This window comes from Bradyrhizobium sp. SZCCHNS1022 (assembly GCF_032484835.1).
Lineage (GTDB): Bacteria > Pseudomonadota > Alphaproteobacteria > Rhizobiales > Xanthobacteraceae > Bradyrhizobium.
The window spans coordinates 640,646-654,092 of sequence record NZ_JAUETT010000003.1; the positions used below are offsets into that span (position 1 = coordinate 640,646).

The 13,447-nt window shown below is 65.0% G+C and carries 14 protein-coding genes; 8 read left to right on the forward strand and 6 right to left on the reverse strand.

Annotated elements, in window-relative coordinates; all coding sequences use genetic code 11:
- The first annotated feature begins 48 nt into the window (after positions 1-48).
- The 3 genes from QX071_RS22655 to QX071_RS22665 all read left to right on the forward strand — a co-directional run bounded on the left by QX071_RS22655 (position 49) and on the right by QX071_RS22665 (position 1,997).
- Positions 49-660: a hypothetical protein gene (locus tag QX071_RS22655; RefSeq protein WP_315704886.1), complete on the forward strand. Its 612-nt coding sequence runs from the start codon at positions 49-51 to the stop codon at positions 658-660.
- Positions 657-1,142 carry a hypothetical protein gene (locus tag QX071_RS22660; RefSeq protein WP_315704887.1) on the forward strand — a complete coding sequence of 162 codons (486 nt, stop codon included), beginning with the start codon at positions 657-659 and terminating at the stop codon, positions 1,140-1,142. Before QX071_RS22655 ends, QX071_RS22660 begins: the two co-directional genes overlap by 4 nt.
- A 219-nt stretch (positions 1,143-1,361) precedes the next feature.
- Entirely contained in the window at positions 1,362-1,997 is a 636-nt protein-coding gene (locus QX071_RS22665; RefSeq protein WP_315704888.1) for a SagB/ThcOx family dehydrogenase, read from the forward strand.
- Positions 1,998-2,032: 35 nt separating this feature from the next.
- On the opposite strand, the gene QX071_RS22670 is transcribed toward QX071_RS22665, so the two are convergent.
- The gene (locus QX071_RS22670) at positions 2,033-2,701 is read right to left on the reverse strand and encodes a TetR/AcrR family transcriptional regulator (RefSeq protein ID WP_315704889.1); all 669 of its coding nucleotides are present in this window, start codon (positions 2,699-2,701) and stop codon (positions 2,033-2,035) included.
- A gap of 88 nt (positions 2,702-2,789) precedes the next feature.
- Between QX071_RS22670 and QX071_RS22675 the strand changes: the two genes are divergently transcribed.
- Positions 2,790-3,572, forward strand: coding sequence for a crotonase/enoyl-CoA hydratase family protein (locus QX071_RS22675; RefSeq protein WP_315704890.1), 783 nt, complete (start codon positions 2,790-2,792; stop codon positions 3,570-3,572).
- A gap of 3 nt (positions 3,573-3,575) precedes the next feature.
- On the opposite strand, the gene QX071_RS22680 is transcribed toward QX071_RS22675, so the two are convergent.
- From QX071_RS22680 to QX071_RS22695, 4 genes are all read right to left on the reverse strand, one after another.
- A complete protein-coding gene (locus tag QX071_RS22680) occupies positions 3,576-4,271 on the reverse strand; it encodes a glutathione S-transferase family protein (RefSeq protein WP_315704891.1) in 696 nt (231 codons plus the stop codon).
- Positions 4,272-4,409: 138 nt separating this feature from the next.
- Positions 4,410-5,117: a glutathione S-transferase N-terminal domain-containing protein gene (locus QX071_RS22685; RefSeq protein ID WP_315704892.1), complete on the reverse strand. Its 708-nt coding sequence runs from the start codon at positions 5,115-5,117 to the stop codon at positions 4,410-4,412.
- Positions 5,118-5,224: 107 nt separating this feature from the next.
- On the reverse strand, positions 5,225-5,461 hold the full coding sequence (locus QX071_RS22690) for a hypothetical protein (protein WP_315704893.1): 237 nt from the start codon (positions 5,459-5,461) through the stop codon (positions 5,225-5,227).
- Positions 5,462-5,473: 12 nt separating this feature from the next.
- Positions 5,474-6,238 carry a sulfite exporter TauE/SafE family protein gene (locus tag QX071_RS22695; RefSeq protein WP_315704894.1) on the reverse strand — a complete coding sequence of 255 codons (765 nt, stop codon included), beginning with the start codon at positions 6,236-6,238 and terminating at the stop codon, positions 5,474-5,476.
- A gap of 90 nt (positions 6,239-6,328) precedes the next feature.
- Between QX071_RS22695 and QX071_RS22700 the strand changes: the two genes are divergently transcribed.
- From QX071_RS22700 to QX071_RS22710, 3 genes are all read left to right on the forward strand, one after another.
- On the forward strand, positions 6,329-7,285 hold the full coding sequence (locus QX071_RS22700; protein WP_315704895.1) for a LysR substrate-binding domain-containing protein: 957 nt from the start codon (positions 6,329-6,331) through the stop codon (positions 7,283-7,285).
- Positions 7,286-7,300: 15 nt separating this feature from the next.
- Positions 7,301-7,693 (forward strand): hypothetical protein, encoded by a 393-nt coding sequence (locus QX071_RS22705; RefSeq protein ID WP_315704896.1) that lies wholly within the window; start codon positions 7,301-7,303, stop codon positions 7,691-7,693.
- Positions 7,694-7,781: 88 nt separating this feature from the next.
- Positions 7,782-7,964: a hypothetical protein gene (locus QX071_RS22710; RefSeq protein ID WP_315704897.1), complete on the forward strand. Its 183-nt coding sequence runs from the start codon at positions 7,782-7,784 to the stop codon at positions 7,962-7,964.
- Here the strand turns inward: QX071_RS22710 and QX071_RS22715 are convergent, their stop codons facing one another.
- Positions 7,965-9,950, reverse strand: a complete 1,986-nt coding sequence (locus QX071_RS22715; protein WP_315704898.1) for an alkyl/aryl-sulfatase — start codon at positions 9,948-9,950, stop codon at positions 7,965-7,967.
- 86 nt (positions 9,951-10,036) lie between these two features.
- On the opposite strand from QX071_RS22715, the gene uvrB reads away from it, so the two are divergent.
- A complete protein-coding gene (gene uvrB / locus QX071_RS22720; RefSeq protein ID WP_315704899.1) occupies positions 10,037-13,315 on the forward strand; it encodes an excinuclease ABC subunit UvrB in 3,279 nt (1,092 codons plus the stop codon).
- Positions 13,316-13,447: the final 132 nt, after the last annotated feature.

Genomic DNA, 13,447 nt, shown 5'->3' on the forward strand with positions numbered 1-13,447 from the left:
GTTAACCCCTAAATGCTACATCGCGCTCGAATTCCAAATGAGCGTTTCATGACCCGCTTCGTTGTCGTTGTCTGCATTGCCTTCGTCACGACCTTTGTGGGTGTCAGTTGGGCCATTCGCGGCTTTCCGATGCGAGCCCCGGCCCCCCAGTTAGCCGCGCAAGTCCCTGCGCTTGTTGATACGACCTTCGGCGACGATCATGCCAAGGAATTCGAGCGAAAGGCCTGGATCGCCGAGCACACTTCGCAGAGCGACAAGAATCCCAAGCTCGATGCGCTGCGACTCGACGCGCTCCAGGCTGCCACCGCCTACAAAATGTCGCCATGCGACAAGACGATGAAGAAGAACCTGGTCGATGCCGTGACGGCCTATACGCGGGCCTACATCGCCAAACTGGATTGCCCCCGCCCCGGAGGCCTGATGATGTTCTGCAGCGACAAGACGATCAGGGATGCCGCAGACACGTTCTCGACTCCGCTGGACAAGCGCGTGCAGGATGCCTTCAACGAGGCCTTCGAGCAAAAGGGCGTGGTCAAGGTCGATTTTCCGGAAGATGTTCGGTTCGAGATGCTTCAGTTCACCGGACCGTCCTTCTGGGGTGACGACGAATCACCAATCTGCCTGCCGAGACAGCTGCATACGGGGCGAGACGCGCGATGAGTCGCCTCTGGTTCATCGTCTGGGCCATCGTGATCTGGCAAGTTGCCGTGCGCACCTGGACGCCGGCAGCGACTCCAACACCCGAATCTTTCACGCCGATAAGTGGAATAGAATTCGACGAACACGAGAAATACATCGAGGATGCTCGCCGATCGAATCGCAAAGACGCCTTGGCTGCGCTCGATAGGCCATGGAGCGAGCGCTGCGGCCCGAACCGACCGAAATTCATTGGCGGATTGAATGCGTACTACCGTGATCGCCAGAACCAGCATGATCGCTACCCAGAGATCTACGGTCCAGCCGGCGCTGACTATATTGCCAAGCAATGGGACACGCCCGACGACCGGCGCATTGTGCGCTTGACGCAGGAGGCGTTTGCCAACGGCTATTTGCGCCTGTCGGATTTCGATGGCCTCGCGACCGAAATGGTCAGTGCCGTTGTCCTCGGCGAGCGAGTGACCGGACGCGGCTGCGCTGCGTAGCGCGGCGGAAAATGCAGCGGTCACGAGCGCGTACGCGGCGCTGCCAGGGGGTTCCATGTAGCTAGAATTCCGGGAGCAGCTTCACAACGGCAAAGACGCGGGCCAGAGTGGCAGTTCTCGAATGACTTACGGTGCGACGCGTTCCTTGATCTGACGCAATACGCGATCTCCGAATGCGGTGCGTGATGCACTGATCGCAACGCCGCCTGGGAGTTCATCGTGAGCACGCTGACCAAGTTTGCGCTCGGCGCCATGGGACGTCTCCGCCCGAAACCCGTCCGTGGCGACGCCTCGCCGACCCTCCCCCTGCCGCCCCCCGACAAGCGCGCGCCCCTGATGCTGGCGCTTGCGGAGCGACATTCCTCGCGCGAGTTCGCCGCCACCGAACTGCCGCTGCCGCTTCTCGCCAACCTGTTGTGGGCCGCCAACGGAATCAATCGCGATGACGGCGGACGCACCGCCCCATCGGCGATGAACACTCAGGAAATCGACATCTACGTTGCCCTGCCCACCGGGGCATATCTTTACGATGCAGCCGCAAACGCACTCCGCCTTGTCGCCGGCAGCGACGTCAGGCGCGTGACCGGCTATCAGGATTTCGTCGACAATGCGCCGCTCGACCTCGTCTATGTCGCCGACCACGGTCGGATGAAGCTGATCCCGGTGAACATGCGCGCGAGCTATGCGAACGTTGCGGCCGGCGCGATCACCCAGAATGTCTACCTGTTTGCCGCCGCGAACGGGCTGGCGACCGTTATCCGCGCCTGGATCGACCGCGAGGCGATCGCCAATGCGCTCGGCCTCAGTCACGATCAGGAGGTCCTGCTGTCGCAGACGGTCGGATTTCCGAAGTAGCGGACGCGGGCGTTATGTCATAGCCGCGGCGCGGCTCATTGGCCTAGCGGACGCCGGTGCGCGCGTTTCGATGCCGTCGCGGGCCTGCGGATGCCGTCCGTGCCGGAGGCGCCGATAGGACGGGGACCGCCCGCGAGCGCAGCAGCGACCAGCGCGTGCGCGGCGCTGCCGGCCGTCTCCATATAGCCGGCATCCCGATGCAGCAGCACGACGGCGAAGGCGCCGTCCAATAGCAACAGCATCTGCCGCGCCAGTTCGCCCGCGTCGCGAATCCCTGCGGCTTCGAAAGCGGCAAGCAGCCAGCCTTCGAACTTCTTCTTGTGCGCGGCGCCGATCTTGATCGCGGGATGCCCGGGCAGATTGGCGAGTTCGGCCGTGGTGCGCAGGAAGCCGCAGCCGCGCCATTTCGGATGGCGCACCGAGCGCGCGAGGTTCGTGAAGATGGCGGCGACCTTGTCCGGCAGAGCCCCTTCGGCCTCCTCGAACCAGCGTTTGAACAGCGCCAGATTGGGCTGGTCGCGCGCGGCGAGATAGGCGGCGATCAGGTCGTCCTTGCTCCGGAAATGATAATACAGCGTCTTCTTGGTGAGCCCCGCCTTCTCCGCCACCGCATCGACGCTGACCGCGCGGATCCCCTCGCTATAGAACAGCGCGCTTGCCGCCTGGATGATGCGCGTGCGGGTCGGATCGGAGGAACGGGCCATGGCGTCAATGTATACTGACCAGTGAATATACACAATGTGGACCCTCCTCTACTTTAATGACTGCTTTGCCCAGCCGGAGACCACTTGCATGCCCGCCCCTGTCCTGATCGAGATCGAGGACCACATCGCGCTCCTGACGCTGAGCCGGCCTGAGCGCCTCAACGCGCTGAGCTACGGTCTGATCGATGCGCTGATGGCCGCGCTCGACCGCATCGAAACCGACTCTGCGGTGCGCGCGGCCATCCTGACCGGCGCCGGCGAGCGCGCTTTCTCGGCCGGCGCCGACATCCACGAATTCTCCGTGAGCGTTCGTCAGGGCCGTGGAGCAGCGATCCGCGATTTCGTCCGGCGCGGGCAAGCCCTGACCGCGCGGCTGGAGTCCTTCGGCAAGCCGGTGATCGCCGCCGTCAATGGCCTGGCCTTCGGCGGGGGCTGCGAGATCACGGAAGCCGTGCACCTCGCCATCGCCAGCGAGCGCGCCTCGTTTGCCAAGCCCGAAATCAAGCTCGGCATGCCGCCGACATTCGGCGGCACACAGCGGCTGCCGCGGCTGGTCGGCCGCAAGCGCGGCCTCGAATTGCTACTGACCGGCGATCCGTTCTCGCCTGAGCGCGCAATAGAGATCGGCCTCGTCAATGCGGTGGTGCCGCATGACGAGCTGCTGCCCGCCGCACGCGAGCTTGCGCGCCGTATCACCCGTCATTCGCCCGATGCGGTCACGAGCATCATCACGGCTGCGACGCGTGGGCTCAACATGGCGGTTGCGGAGGGCTTGCTGGTCGAGAGCGAGCAATTCGCCCGCCTCGTCGGCGGTCGCGATCTTGCGGAGGGGTTGGCGGCCTGGCACGAACGCCGGCCGCCGAAGTTCTGATCGTTAGACGGGAAAGCCCGGCGACTTGCGCGCCATGCCATCGAAGGCGTCGAGCAGCCGCTCGCGCCAGGCATAGACGGGATCGTCCTGGTCCAGCAGCTTGAAGGGGCTCACGACGCGCGCCCATTGAAAGCCGCCGAACACGATGTAGTCGGCGTAATTTGGCTGCTGACCGCCAATGAAGGGCTGCGACTTCATCGTCAGCCGCAACGGGTCGAGCGACTTGCGAAAACCGGGCACGGCCTGATCGCGATTGGCCATCACCTCTTCGAGGCTCTTGCCGAACCGTGCCTCGCGGGATGCGCGGAAGTAATCGGCATCGACGGCGGCAAGATTTTTCGGGATGTCGGCGATGATGAACGGAAAGATGCCGCCGACGATGGCGATGTCGCCCCACCAGTTCATGAAGCGCGCCACGGCGCGACCGCCGTCGCCGCCGAACAGCGACGGTCGTTCCGGATAGGTGTCTTCCAGGTAGTTCGCGATCACCCAGGAATCGACCACCGCTTTGTCGCGGTCGAGCATCACCGGGACCTTGTCCGCACCGTGCGGAGCGATCGCTGCCTTCTCGGTGAAGCGCCACGGAATCGATTCCGCTGTGAGGCCCTTATGCGCCAGCGCCATTCGAATGCGCCAGCAATAGGGGCTGAACGGACGGGTTTCGTCGGTGCCGACGAGTTCAAACAGTTTGAGTGACATGCGTTCCTCCCGTTCCCGATAGTCATGCCCCGCGCAGGCGGGGCATCCAGTACGCCGAGCCGGTCATTGTTGATCGAAACAGCTGCGTCTACTGGATCATCTGCTTTCGCTGATGATGACAGCCGGAACGTGGCCCGTCTAGCGCACCACCGACGCGGTCTGGCCGAACAGGATCTTGCGCTCCTCTTCGGTGCGGATCGCCGGCTGGCCGTAATTGGGATTGACCTCCTTGGCCTTGGCATAAGCGCGCTGCGTCGCCGGTCGCGCCTTGATGTCGGCGAGCCAGCGCTTCACGTTCGGGAAGTCCTCGATGTTCTGGCCCTGCGCCTCGTGCGGCACCACCCAGGGATAGCAGGCCATGTCGGCGATCGAATAATCGTCGGCGATGAATTCGCGGCCGGCCAGGCGCTTGTTGAGCACGCCATAGAGCCGATTGGTCTCGTTGACGTAGCGGTCGATCGCGTACGGGATCTTTTCCGGCGCGTAGTTGCGGAAGTGATGGTTCTGCCCGGCCATCGGCCCGAGGCCTCCCATCTGCCAGAACGTCCACTGGATCACGTCGTAGCGGCCATAGATGTTGGAGGGCAGAAACTGCCCGGTCTTCTCGGCGAGATAGAGCAGCATCGCGCCGGATTCGAAGATCGAGATCGGCTTGCCGCCGCCCTTCGGCTCATGGTCGGTCAGCGCGGGAATCCGGTTGTTCGGCGCCACGGCCAGAAACTCGGGCGCGAACTGCTCGCCTTTGCCGATATTGATCGGGATGATCCTGTAGGGCAGCCCGGTCTCCTCCAGGAACATCGTGATCTTGTGGCCGTTCGGCGTGGTCCAGTAATAGAGGTCGATCATCGCGCGTTTCCCTGTGCCTCATGCAAGAAGATGCATCTGCATGAAACTCGCCGGAACGCATCCGCAAGTCAATGCCGGTCGCGGCACCCGCAGAAATGTGATCGCGCCTACGACGTCCGCCCATGCGTCCGCAACAGCTGCTCGCCCGCTTCGGTCACCGTGATCACGACGCCGAAGCCCTCGATGGTCTCGCGCGTGACGTAGCCGCACTCGGCAGCATCCTCGAAGATCGTCAGCCGCGGACACGACGTCTTCCAGGTCGCGATCACCTCGGCGTGGCTGCGCGGCGCCCGCGCGATCCATTCGACGAAGTCCAGCACCAGCGGATCGGCAATTTCGCTCATGCTCGCTCTCCCTTAATCGGCGGCGAGGGTGCTGCGGGCAAACAGCAGCAGCCACCCGCCGTAGAGTATGTAGTAGCCGGCAACGGTCGTGATCAGGCGGTTGGCCCAGATCCGGAACTGCTGCTCGCTCAGCGCCTCCAGGATGCGGCGGGCCAAGGTGGTGCCGAGCATCGAGGCGGCGATCGCAACGACCGCGAGCGTAGGATCGAGGCGCGCGGCCTGGTCGATGATGCCGCCGAAATAGATCAGCTTGGTCAGGTGGCTTGCGACCTGGCAGGTCGCCTTGGTGGCGACGATCGCGCGGCGGTCGAAGCGGGCTCCCAAAAAGAAGGTATCCAGTAGCGGCCCCGATACGCCGGTCATCAGCATCAGCCCCATGCAGACCGAGCCGTACAGCGTGCCTTGCCAGATGCTGTCCGGATCCGGCTTCAATCCGGCCGGCATCATCCGCGCCAGGAAGGGCGTGATGCCGAGCATCAGCAGCGCGGCCGGCTTGTCCGGCACGTAGCGGACCAGCGACCACGCCGCCAGCGCCAGCGCACAACCGATGAGATAGACGAGGACCGGCCGCCAGCGGACATGGCGGCGCCACAGCACCGCGCGCCAGCCGTTCGAGGCCATCTGGGTGATCGCATGCAGCACCATGGCCGCGGGCAGCGGCATCAGCGCCAGCAGCACGCCGATCAGGATCAGCCCGCCCACCATGCCGAAGATGCCGGACAGGAAGGCTGTCCCGACCATCAACAATCCAAGTGCTGTGATCAGCGCCGCCGTCATGTCCGTTCTCCTCTGCAGCTATGAATTGCTCCGCATTGCCTGTGACGCAAACCGAGTTATGTTGTCCTCCATCAGCTTTCCTGAGGGTTTATGCGGCGGGTCCTGTTTCTCAACGGCATCAAGGCATTCGAGGCGGCGGCGCGCAGTGGCAGCTTCGCCGCGGCCGGTGCGGAGCTCAACGTCTCGGCTGCCGCGATCAGCCGCATGGTCCACCTGCTCGAGCAGCGGCTGGGCGTCGTGCTGTTCGAGCGCAAGGCCAACCGCCTGGCACTCACCGCCGCGGGCCGCACCTATCAGAACGGCTTGACCCCGATCTTCGATGCGCTGGCCTCGCTCACCGCGCAGGTCATGGCGCCGGCGAATCGGCGCGTGCTGACGCTCGGGGTGGGACCGACCTTTGCGATGAAGTGGCTGATCCCACGGCTGGTGGATTTCAGCAAGGAAGAGCCCGACATCGAGGTGCGGATCACGACCGGTGGCGCCGCGGTCCCGTTCGGCGACGATTGGAGCTGCGGCATCCGTCTCGGCGACGGAGCCTGGCCGGGCCTGGTCGCCGAGCCGCTGTTCGCCGCCGATCTGCTGCCGGTCTGCACGCCGCGGCTGGCGGCCTCCTTGAAGCGGCCCGCGGATCTGAAAGGACCGAGCCTCTTGCGCGTCGCACACGCCGCCGAGGACTGGTCGCTCTGGCTGAAGGCCGCCGGCCTGACGCGGATCGCGGCGCGCGGCACCGTCTTCGAATACTACGGCCAGGCGCTGCAGGCCGCGGTCGACGGCCTCGGCGTCGCCATGGGCATCCGTCCTTATATCGATGACGACCTCGCTGCCGGCCGGCTGGTTGCGCCGTTTGCGCTCAGCGTCCCCAAAGGCGAGCGCTGGTATCTGGTGTATCGCAGCTTCCAGTCCGGACAGCGCGATTTTACCGCTTTCCGCCGCTGGATCATGCATGCTGCAGCGCAGCCCGATGGCACAGCGGCCCGACCCGACGTCGTTCGACAAAAAAGACGTGATCATGTGAACCGACTCACACACGCCGGCACAAATTCATGATGTGATGGAGGTTCGGTGTCTTCAGCCCTGCTGACCGGAATTCGCGTGCGTGGTCGCCGCAGCGGGTTGCGCGAATGCTCAAGTCAGCCTGCTGGGAGCCGCCGCTTGCGTACCGCTATTCGGTCTGAAGTCCCTCAGGTTCGAATCCGCGGCATCCGCGCAGGGGATTTCGGACTGCGGGTACCAGGACTGCTTATGACGTATCAGTACGAGGATTTTACCATCGAACCTTTCGAAGCGGGTCGAGGTCTCTGGCACGCGCGGATTCGCCGCTCGGACATGAGCCCTGTCATCATCAATGGGGTCTCGTTTCCCAGCCTGGAAGTCGGCTTCGCCTGGTCGGATGTCGAAATGGCGGTGGCCGATGCCAAGAGCCACATCGATCGGTTTCGGAAGCGCTGGGGATAACTCGCAAGCTTCCGTGCCAGCCAACTAACAGGCGAACTAAAAAGCCCTTCTCAACCAGTCCTTTCACTGCTCACCGCGGACCGCCATCATGGCCGAGCCTCAAATCCGGCACTGGAGTGCCACGATCCGCTCCCGTTGCCCCGACTGCGACGGGCAGCTGACGGTGCTGCGCGTGATCGACGGCCGCGGCGGCGCCGAATATTGGGCGCTGCAATGCGTGTCCTGCCAGGGCGTGCATCTCGACATCATCGAGCCGCCGACGCGGCACTAGCTACTCCACCGCTTGCTTGGGCGGCTCGACGATCGCGAAGCCGCCGGCAAACTCGTCGAACATCGCAAACAGCTCCTGCAGCTTGAGCGGATTGCCCGACAGCGCGACCTCGCCGGTCGCGACCGCCGCCAGCATGGTGCGCTGCTTGCTCGAGATCGCATCGAACGTGGCGCGGGTCAGCTTGACGCCGGCATCGGCCTTGTCGTCGAGCGGACCGGCGCGATGGGTCAGCGCCGAATTCTCCAGGTTCATCACCTGGGTCTCGCCGCTATCGGTGAAGGTCCAGTTGATCACGATGTGCTTGCCCTCGGCCTTGGCGGCGTTCAGCCGCACGCCGAGGAAATCGAAGGCGAGATCGATGCTGACGCCCTTCAGGAGCTCGGCATTCGCTGCCGCCGCCGCTTGCGGCTTCGGCGGTCCATTGCGCAGCTCGGCCGCGCCGGTGAGATAAGCATCGCGCCAGGTCGCGGCCTCGCTCTGGTAGCCGAGCTGCTCCAGCGCATCGGCCCCGAGCGCGCGCGCCGCCTTGTTCTCGGGGTCGGCGAAGACGAGCTGGCTCATGATGCTCGCCACCCAGCGGTATTGCCCCGCCTTGAAATCCTCCTGCGCCCGCGCCAGCACGGCATCCGCCCCACCCATGTAATCAATGGTCTTCTTGGCGGACTCGCTGCGCGGCAGCGGGTTGAGGTCGGCCGGATTGGCATCGTACCAGCCGAGATAGAACTGATAGACCGCCTTGGCGTTATGGCTCAGCGTGCCGTAATAGCCGCGCGCCGACCAGTCGCCGGCCAGACTCGCCGGCAGCTTCAATTTTTCCGCGATCTCCGTCGACGTCAGCCCGTGATTGAGCAGCCGCACCGTCTGGTCGTGGATGAACTTGTAGAGGTCGCGGTGCCGCTTCAGGAACGCGACGATCCGCTCATTACCCCACATCGGCCAGTGATGCTGCGCGATCACGACGTCAGTGCGGTCGCCATAGCGCGCGATGGCGTCGTCGATATAGCGCGACCACATCCGGCCGTCGCGGATCTCGGCGCCGCGCAGCGTGTAGAGATTATGCATGTTGTGCGTGGCGTCTTCCGCCATGTCCAGGAGCTTGAACTGCGGAAAATACAGCAGCATCTCGGCCGGCGCTTCCGAGCCCGGCACCAGGTAGAATTCGATCTCGACGCCGTCGATCGTGCGCGTCTCGTAGTCCTGCTTGATGAGGTCGTTCGGCGGGATCAGCGAGTTGGTGCCGCGCGACAGCGCCTTGCCGAGCCCGATGTCGATCTGACCGCGCTCGCTGATCGGCAGGTTGATGCCATACATATATTGCGCGCGGCGGGCCATCGCGGCGCCCGCGATCACGTTCTCCGCGACCGCATGCTCCATGAAGCCGTCGGGCGCGAGCACCTTGACCTTGCCGGAGGCGGCATCCTCGGCGGTGATGACGCCCTTGGCGCCGCCGAAATGATCGATGTGGCTGTGGGTGTAGACCACGGCGACGACCGGCTTGGCCGGACGGTGCTTCAGATAGAGGTCGAGCGCGGCCTTCGCGGTCTCGTTCGACAGCAAGGGATCGATCAGGATCAATCCGCTGTCGCCCTCGATGATGGTCATGTTCGAGATGTCGAGGCCCCGCACCTGGTAGACGCGGTCCGTGACCTGGAACAGGCCGTTGGCGGCATTGAGCTGCGCCTGCCGCCACAGGCTGGGATTGACGGTCGGCGGCACCTGATCGCTGTTGAGGAATGCGAACGGCCTGGTGTCGAAGGCCGGCCCGCGCGGACCGGCGATGACGCCATCCTGCACCGTGGCGATGAAGCCGCGCTTGGCGTCGTCGAAGTCGGCGCGATCGGCAAACGGCAGATCCTTTGCGAAAGTCGCGTTGGCCGCGCGGGTCGCCGGCTCGGCATCCGCCTGCTGTGCTGCCAGCTGCTGACAATTCCCTGACAATGCAGCGATGACCGCTCCCGCAATGAAGGCCTTGGGCGCTACGCTCATTCGGTTTCCCTCACGTTCCATGCCGACAGCATCGATGGCTGGCCTTCGCTCTTTTCTGACGGCCGTTTCAGTCCCATATTCCGGCCATGGCGAAGAATCCAGACGCGACCAAGAAACCTGCGAAATCCCCGAAATCCAAAGCACATCGGCCCGACGTGCAGCCGATCGGGCCGGCGCTCGCCGAGCTGTTGAATCCCGCCATCAACAGAGGCGAGAGCGGCATCGGCTCATCGACGGGATTGCAGCCGCCGCCGGATAACTCCTGGGACCGCCGCAGTGGCGGCGAGGCCGCCGCGCATCGCGCCCGCGCTTCGACCCGCGGCAAGAGCGAGGACGTGGCGAAGCGCGATGCCGCAGAGCCCCACCCGATGCCGCTGCGGCCGAACCCGCAGCCGGTGGGGGCAAGACGGTCCGATATCTCGCGTGCGGCGCCCCCACCCAACCCTCCCCCGCAAGCGGGGGAGGGCTCCAGACCGCACACGCCGAGCCCGTATGCGAATAACGATTCCGTGGCCGCGCCGCTTGCGTCCCCTCCCCCGCCTGCGGGAGAGGGTCAGGGTGGGGGCGAGCCGAGCACAGGTCAGCATGGCCTCGCCGAAGCCCCGCAAGCCAATTACGGCACCGCCGCCACCATCCCCACGCTCGATCCTGAGCTCGCGCGGCAGCTCGGCCTGCCGACCGCGGAGGACGACGAGGAAGCGCTGGCCCGTCCGCCCCGCAGCAAGATGGAGGCGCTCGGCGTCAAAGCCACGGCGGAAGCGCTGGAGGCGCTGATCCGCGAGGGGCGCCCGGAATTCCGCAAGGATGACGGCTCGCTGAAGGTGTGGACGCCGCACCGGCCGCCGCGCCCGGAGAAGAGCGAAGGCGGCGTTCGCTTCGAGATCAAATCGTCCTACGAGCCGAAGGGCGACCAACCGCAGGCGATCGCCGAACTGGTCGAGGGCATCGATCGCAACGACCGCACGCAAGTGCTGCTCGGCGTCACCGGCTCCGGCAAGACCTACACCATGGCCAAGGTGATCGAGGCGACGCAGCGCCCTGCCCTGATCCTGGCGCCGAACAAGACCCTCGCCGCCCAGCTCTATGGCGAGTTCAAGAGCTTCTTCCCCGACAACGCAGTCGAGTACTTCGTCTCCTATTACGACTACTACCAGCCCGAGGCCTACGTCCCCAGAACGGACACCTATATCGAGAAGGACTCCTCGATCAACGAGCAGATCGACCGCATGCGCCACGCCGCGACGCGCGCGCTGCTGGAGCGCGACGACGTCATCATCGTCGCCTCGGTGTCCTGCATCTACGGTATCGGTTCGGTCGAAACCTACACCGCGATGACCTTCGCGCTGAAGAAGGGCGAGCGCATCGACCAGCGCCAGCTGATCGCCGATCTCGTGGCGCTGCAGTACAAGCGTACCCAGCACGATTTCACCCGCGGCACCTTTCGCGTGCGGGGCGATGTCATCGACATCTTTCCGGCGCACTATGAGGACCGCGCCTGGCGCGTGAACCTGTTCGGCGACACCGTCGAGAACATCGAGGAGTTCGATCCGCTCACCGGCCACAAGCAGGACGAGCTGGAATTCATCAAGGTCTACGCCAATTCGCACTATGTGACGCCGCGCCCGACCCTGGTGCAGGCGATGAAGTCGATCAAGCAGGAGCTGAAGATCAGGCTCGATCAGCTGCACGCGCAGGGGCGCCTGCTCGAAGCGCAGCGGCTGGAGCAGCGCACCACCTTCGACATCGAGATGATGGAGGCGACGGGAAGCTGCGCCGGTATCGAGAACTATTCGCGCTATCTCACCGGACGCCGGCCTGGCGAGCCGCCGCCGACCCTGTTCGAATATGTCCCCGACAACGCGCTGGTGTTCGCGGACGAAAGCCACGTCACCATCCCGCAGATCGGCGCCATGTTCCGCGGCGACTTCCGCCGCAAGGCGACGCTGGCCGAATACGGCTTCCGCCTGCCCTCCTGCATGGACAACCGCCCGCTGCGCTTCGAGGAATGGGACATGATGCGGCCGCAGACGGTCGCGGTATCAGCGACGCCCAGCGGCTGGGAGCTGAACGAGGCCGGCGGCGTGTTCGTCGAGCAGGTCATTCGCCCGACCGGACTGATCGATCCGCCGGTCGACATCCGCCCCGCGCGCACCCAGGTCGACGATCTCCTCGGCGAAGTGCGCGCCACCGCGGCCGCGGGCTATCGCACGCTGATCACCGTGCTGACCAAGCGCATGGCGGAGGACCTGACGGAATATCTGCATGAGCAGGGCATCCGCGTCCGCTACATGCACAGCGACATCGACACCATCGAGCGCATCGAGATCATCCGCGATCTGCGGTTAGGGGCGTTCGACGCGCTGGTCGGCATCAACCTGTTGCGCGAGGGCCTCGACATTCCCGAATGCGCGCTGGTCGCCATCCTCGATGCCGACAAGGAAGGTTTTCTGCGCAGCGAGACCTCGTTGATCCAGACCATCGGCCGCGCCGCGCGCAACGTCGACGGCAAGGTGATCCTCTATGCCGACCAGATGACGGGCTCGATGGAGCGCGCGATCGCCGAGACCAATCGCCGCCGCGAGAAGCAGGTGGAGTACAACAACGCCCACGGCATCACGCCGGAAAGCGTGAAGAAGTCGATCGGCGACATCCTCAACTCGGTCTACGAGCGCGACCACGTCCTGGTCGAGACCGGCGGCGGCACCACGACCGACGACGCGATCTCGATCGGGCACAATTTCGAGACCGTGCTGGCCGATCTCGAAACCAGGATGCGCGAAGCCGCCGCCGACCTGAACTTCGAGGAAGCCGCGCGCCTCCGCGACGAAGTGAAACGCCTGCGCGCCACCGAACTCGCGGTGGTCGATGATCCCACCGCCAAGCAGAAGACGGTGCAGGGCAAGGCCGGGTCCTATGCCGGCGCCAAGAAATACGGCGACGCCGCCAATCTGCCGACTGCGGCCTTGAAGGGGCGCGGTGGTGCGCGCAGTGGCTCAAGCCGCCCGGGCGGTCTCTCCTCTCCCTCCCCCCTTGCGGGGGAGGGGCGGGGTGGGGGGTCCGCGAGTCGCGGCGGTCGTGGTGGCGGCAAATCCCGCAACACCGACCCGCTGCTGCCGTCCTACGAGGACATCACCGGGGGCTCTTCGCGCAGCGGCTCCAAAGTCCACAAGCCCCATCTCGACGAGATGCACGGCCCGGAATCCCTGCCCTACCGCCCCAACCCCAAGCTGCCGGAAAAACCGTTCGGCGCCACGAGCCGCATCATTCAGCCGACCAACTCCCGCGACTCCGGCCCCGAATTCGGCCCCGCCCCACGCTCCACCGGCGGCGCGCCGGGCAAGAGGGGTGGATGGAAGAAGCGGTGACGTCGTGTGGGTCCGCCCGTGCCGGACGACGCTCTCGCTCGCGGACCTTTGTCAGCGCTCTCTCACAACGTCATTCCGAGGCATCGCGAAGCGATGATGAGCCCGGAATCCATAGTCCCAGGCGCTCTTGCT

Coding starts and splice junctions, on each gene's coding strand:
- QX071_RS22655 (WP_315704886.1), top strand. CDS start 49: ATGACCCGCTTCGTTGTCGTTGTCTGCATTGCCTTCGTCACGACCTTT.
- QX071_RS22660 (WP_315704887.1), top strand. CDS start 657: ATGAGTCGCCTCTGGTTCATCGTCTGGGCCATCGTGATCTGGCAAGTT.
- QX071_RS22670 (WP_315704889.1), bottom strand. CDS start 2,701: ATGGCCCGTTCCTCCGATCCGACCCGCACGCGCATCATCCAGGCGGCA.
- QX071_RS22675 (WP_315704890.1), top strand. CDS start 2,790: ATGCCCGCCCCTGTCCTGATCGAGATCGAGGACCACATCGCGCTCCTG.
- QX071_RS22680 (WP_315704891.1), bottom strand. CDS start 4,271: ATGTCACTCAAACTGTTTGAACTCGTCGGCACCGACGAAACCCGTCCG.
- QX071_RS22685 (WP_315704892.1), bottom strand. CDS start 5,117: ATGATCGACCTCTATTACTGGACCACGCCGAACGGCCACAAGATCACG.
- QX071_RS22690 (WP_315704893.1), bottom strand. CDS start 5,461: ATGAGCGAAATTGCCGATCCGCTGGTGCTGGACTTCGTCGAATGGATC.
- QX071_RS22695 (WP_315704894.1), bottom strand. CDS start 6,238: ATGACGGCGGCGCTGATCACAGCACTTGGATTGTTGATGGTCGGGACA.
- QX071_RS22700 (WP_315704895.1), top strand. CDS start 6,329: ATGCGGCGGGTCCTGTTTCTCAACGGCATCAAGGCATTCGAGGCGGCG.
- QX071_RS22710 (WP_315704897.1), top strand. CDS start 7,782: ATGGCCGAGCCTCAAATCCGGCACTGGAGTGCCACGATCCGCTCCCGT.
- QX071_RS22715 (WP_315704898.1), bottom strand. CDS start 9,950: ATGAGCGTAGCGCCCAAGGCCTTCATTGCGGGAGCGGTCATCGCTGCA.
- uvrB (WP_315704899.1), top strand. CDS start 10,037: ATGGCGAAGAATCCAGACGCGACCAAGAAACCTGCGAAATCCCCGAAA.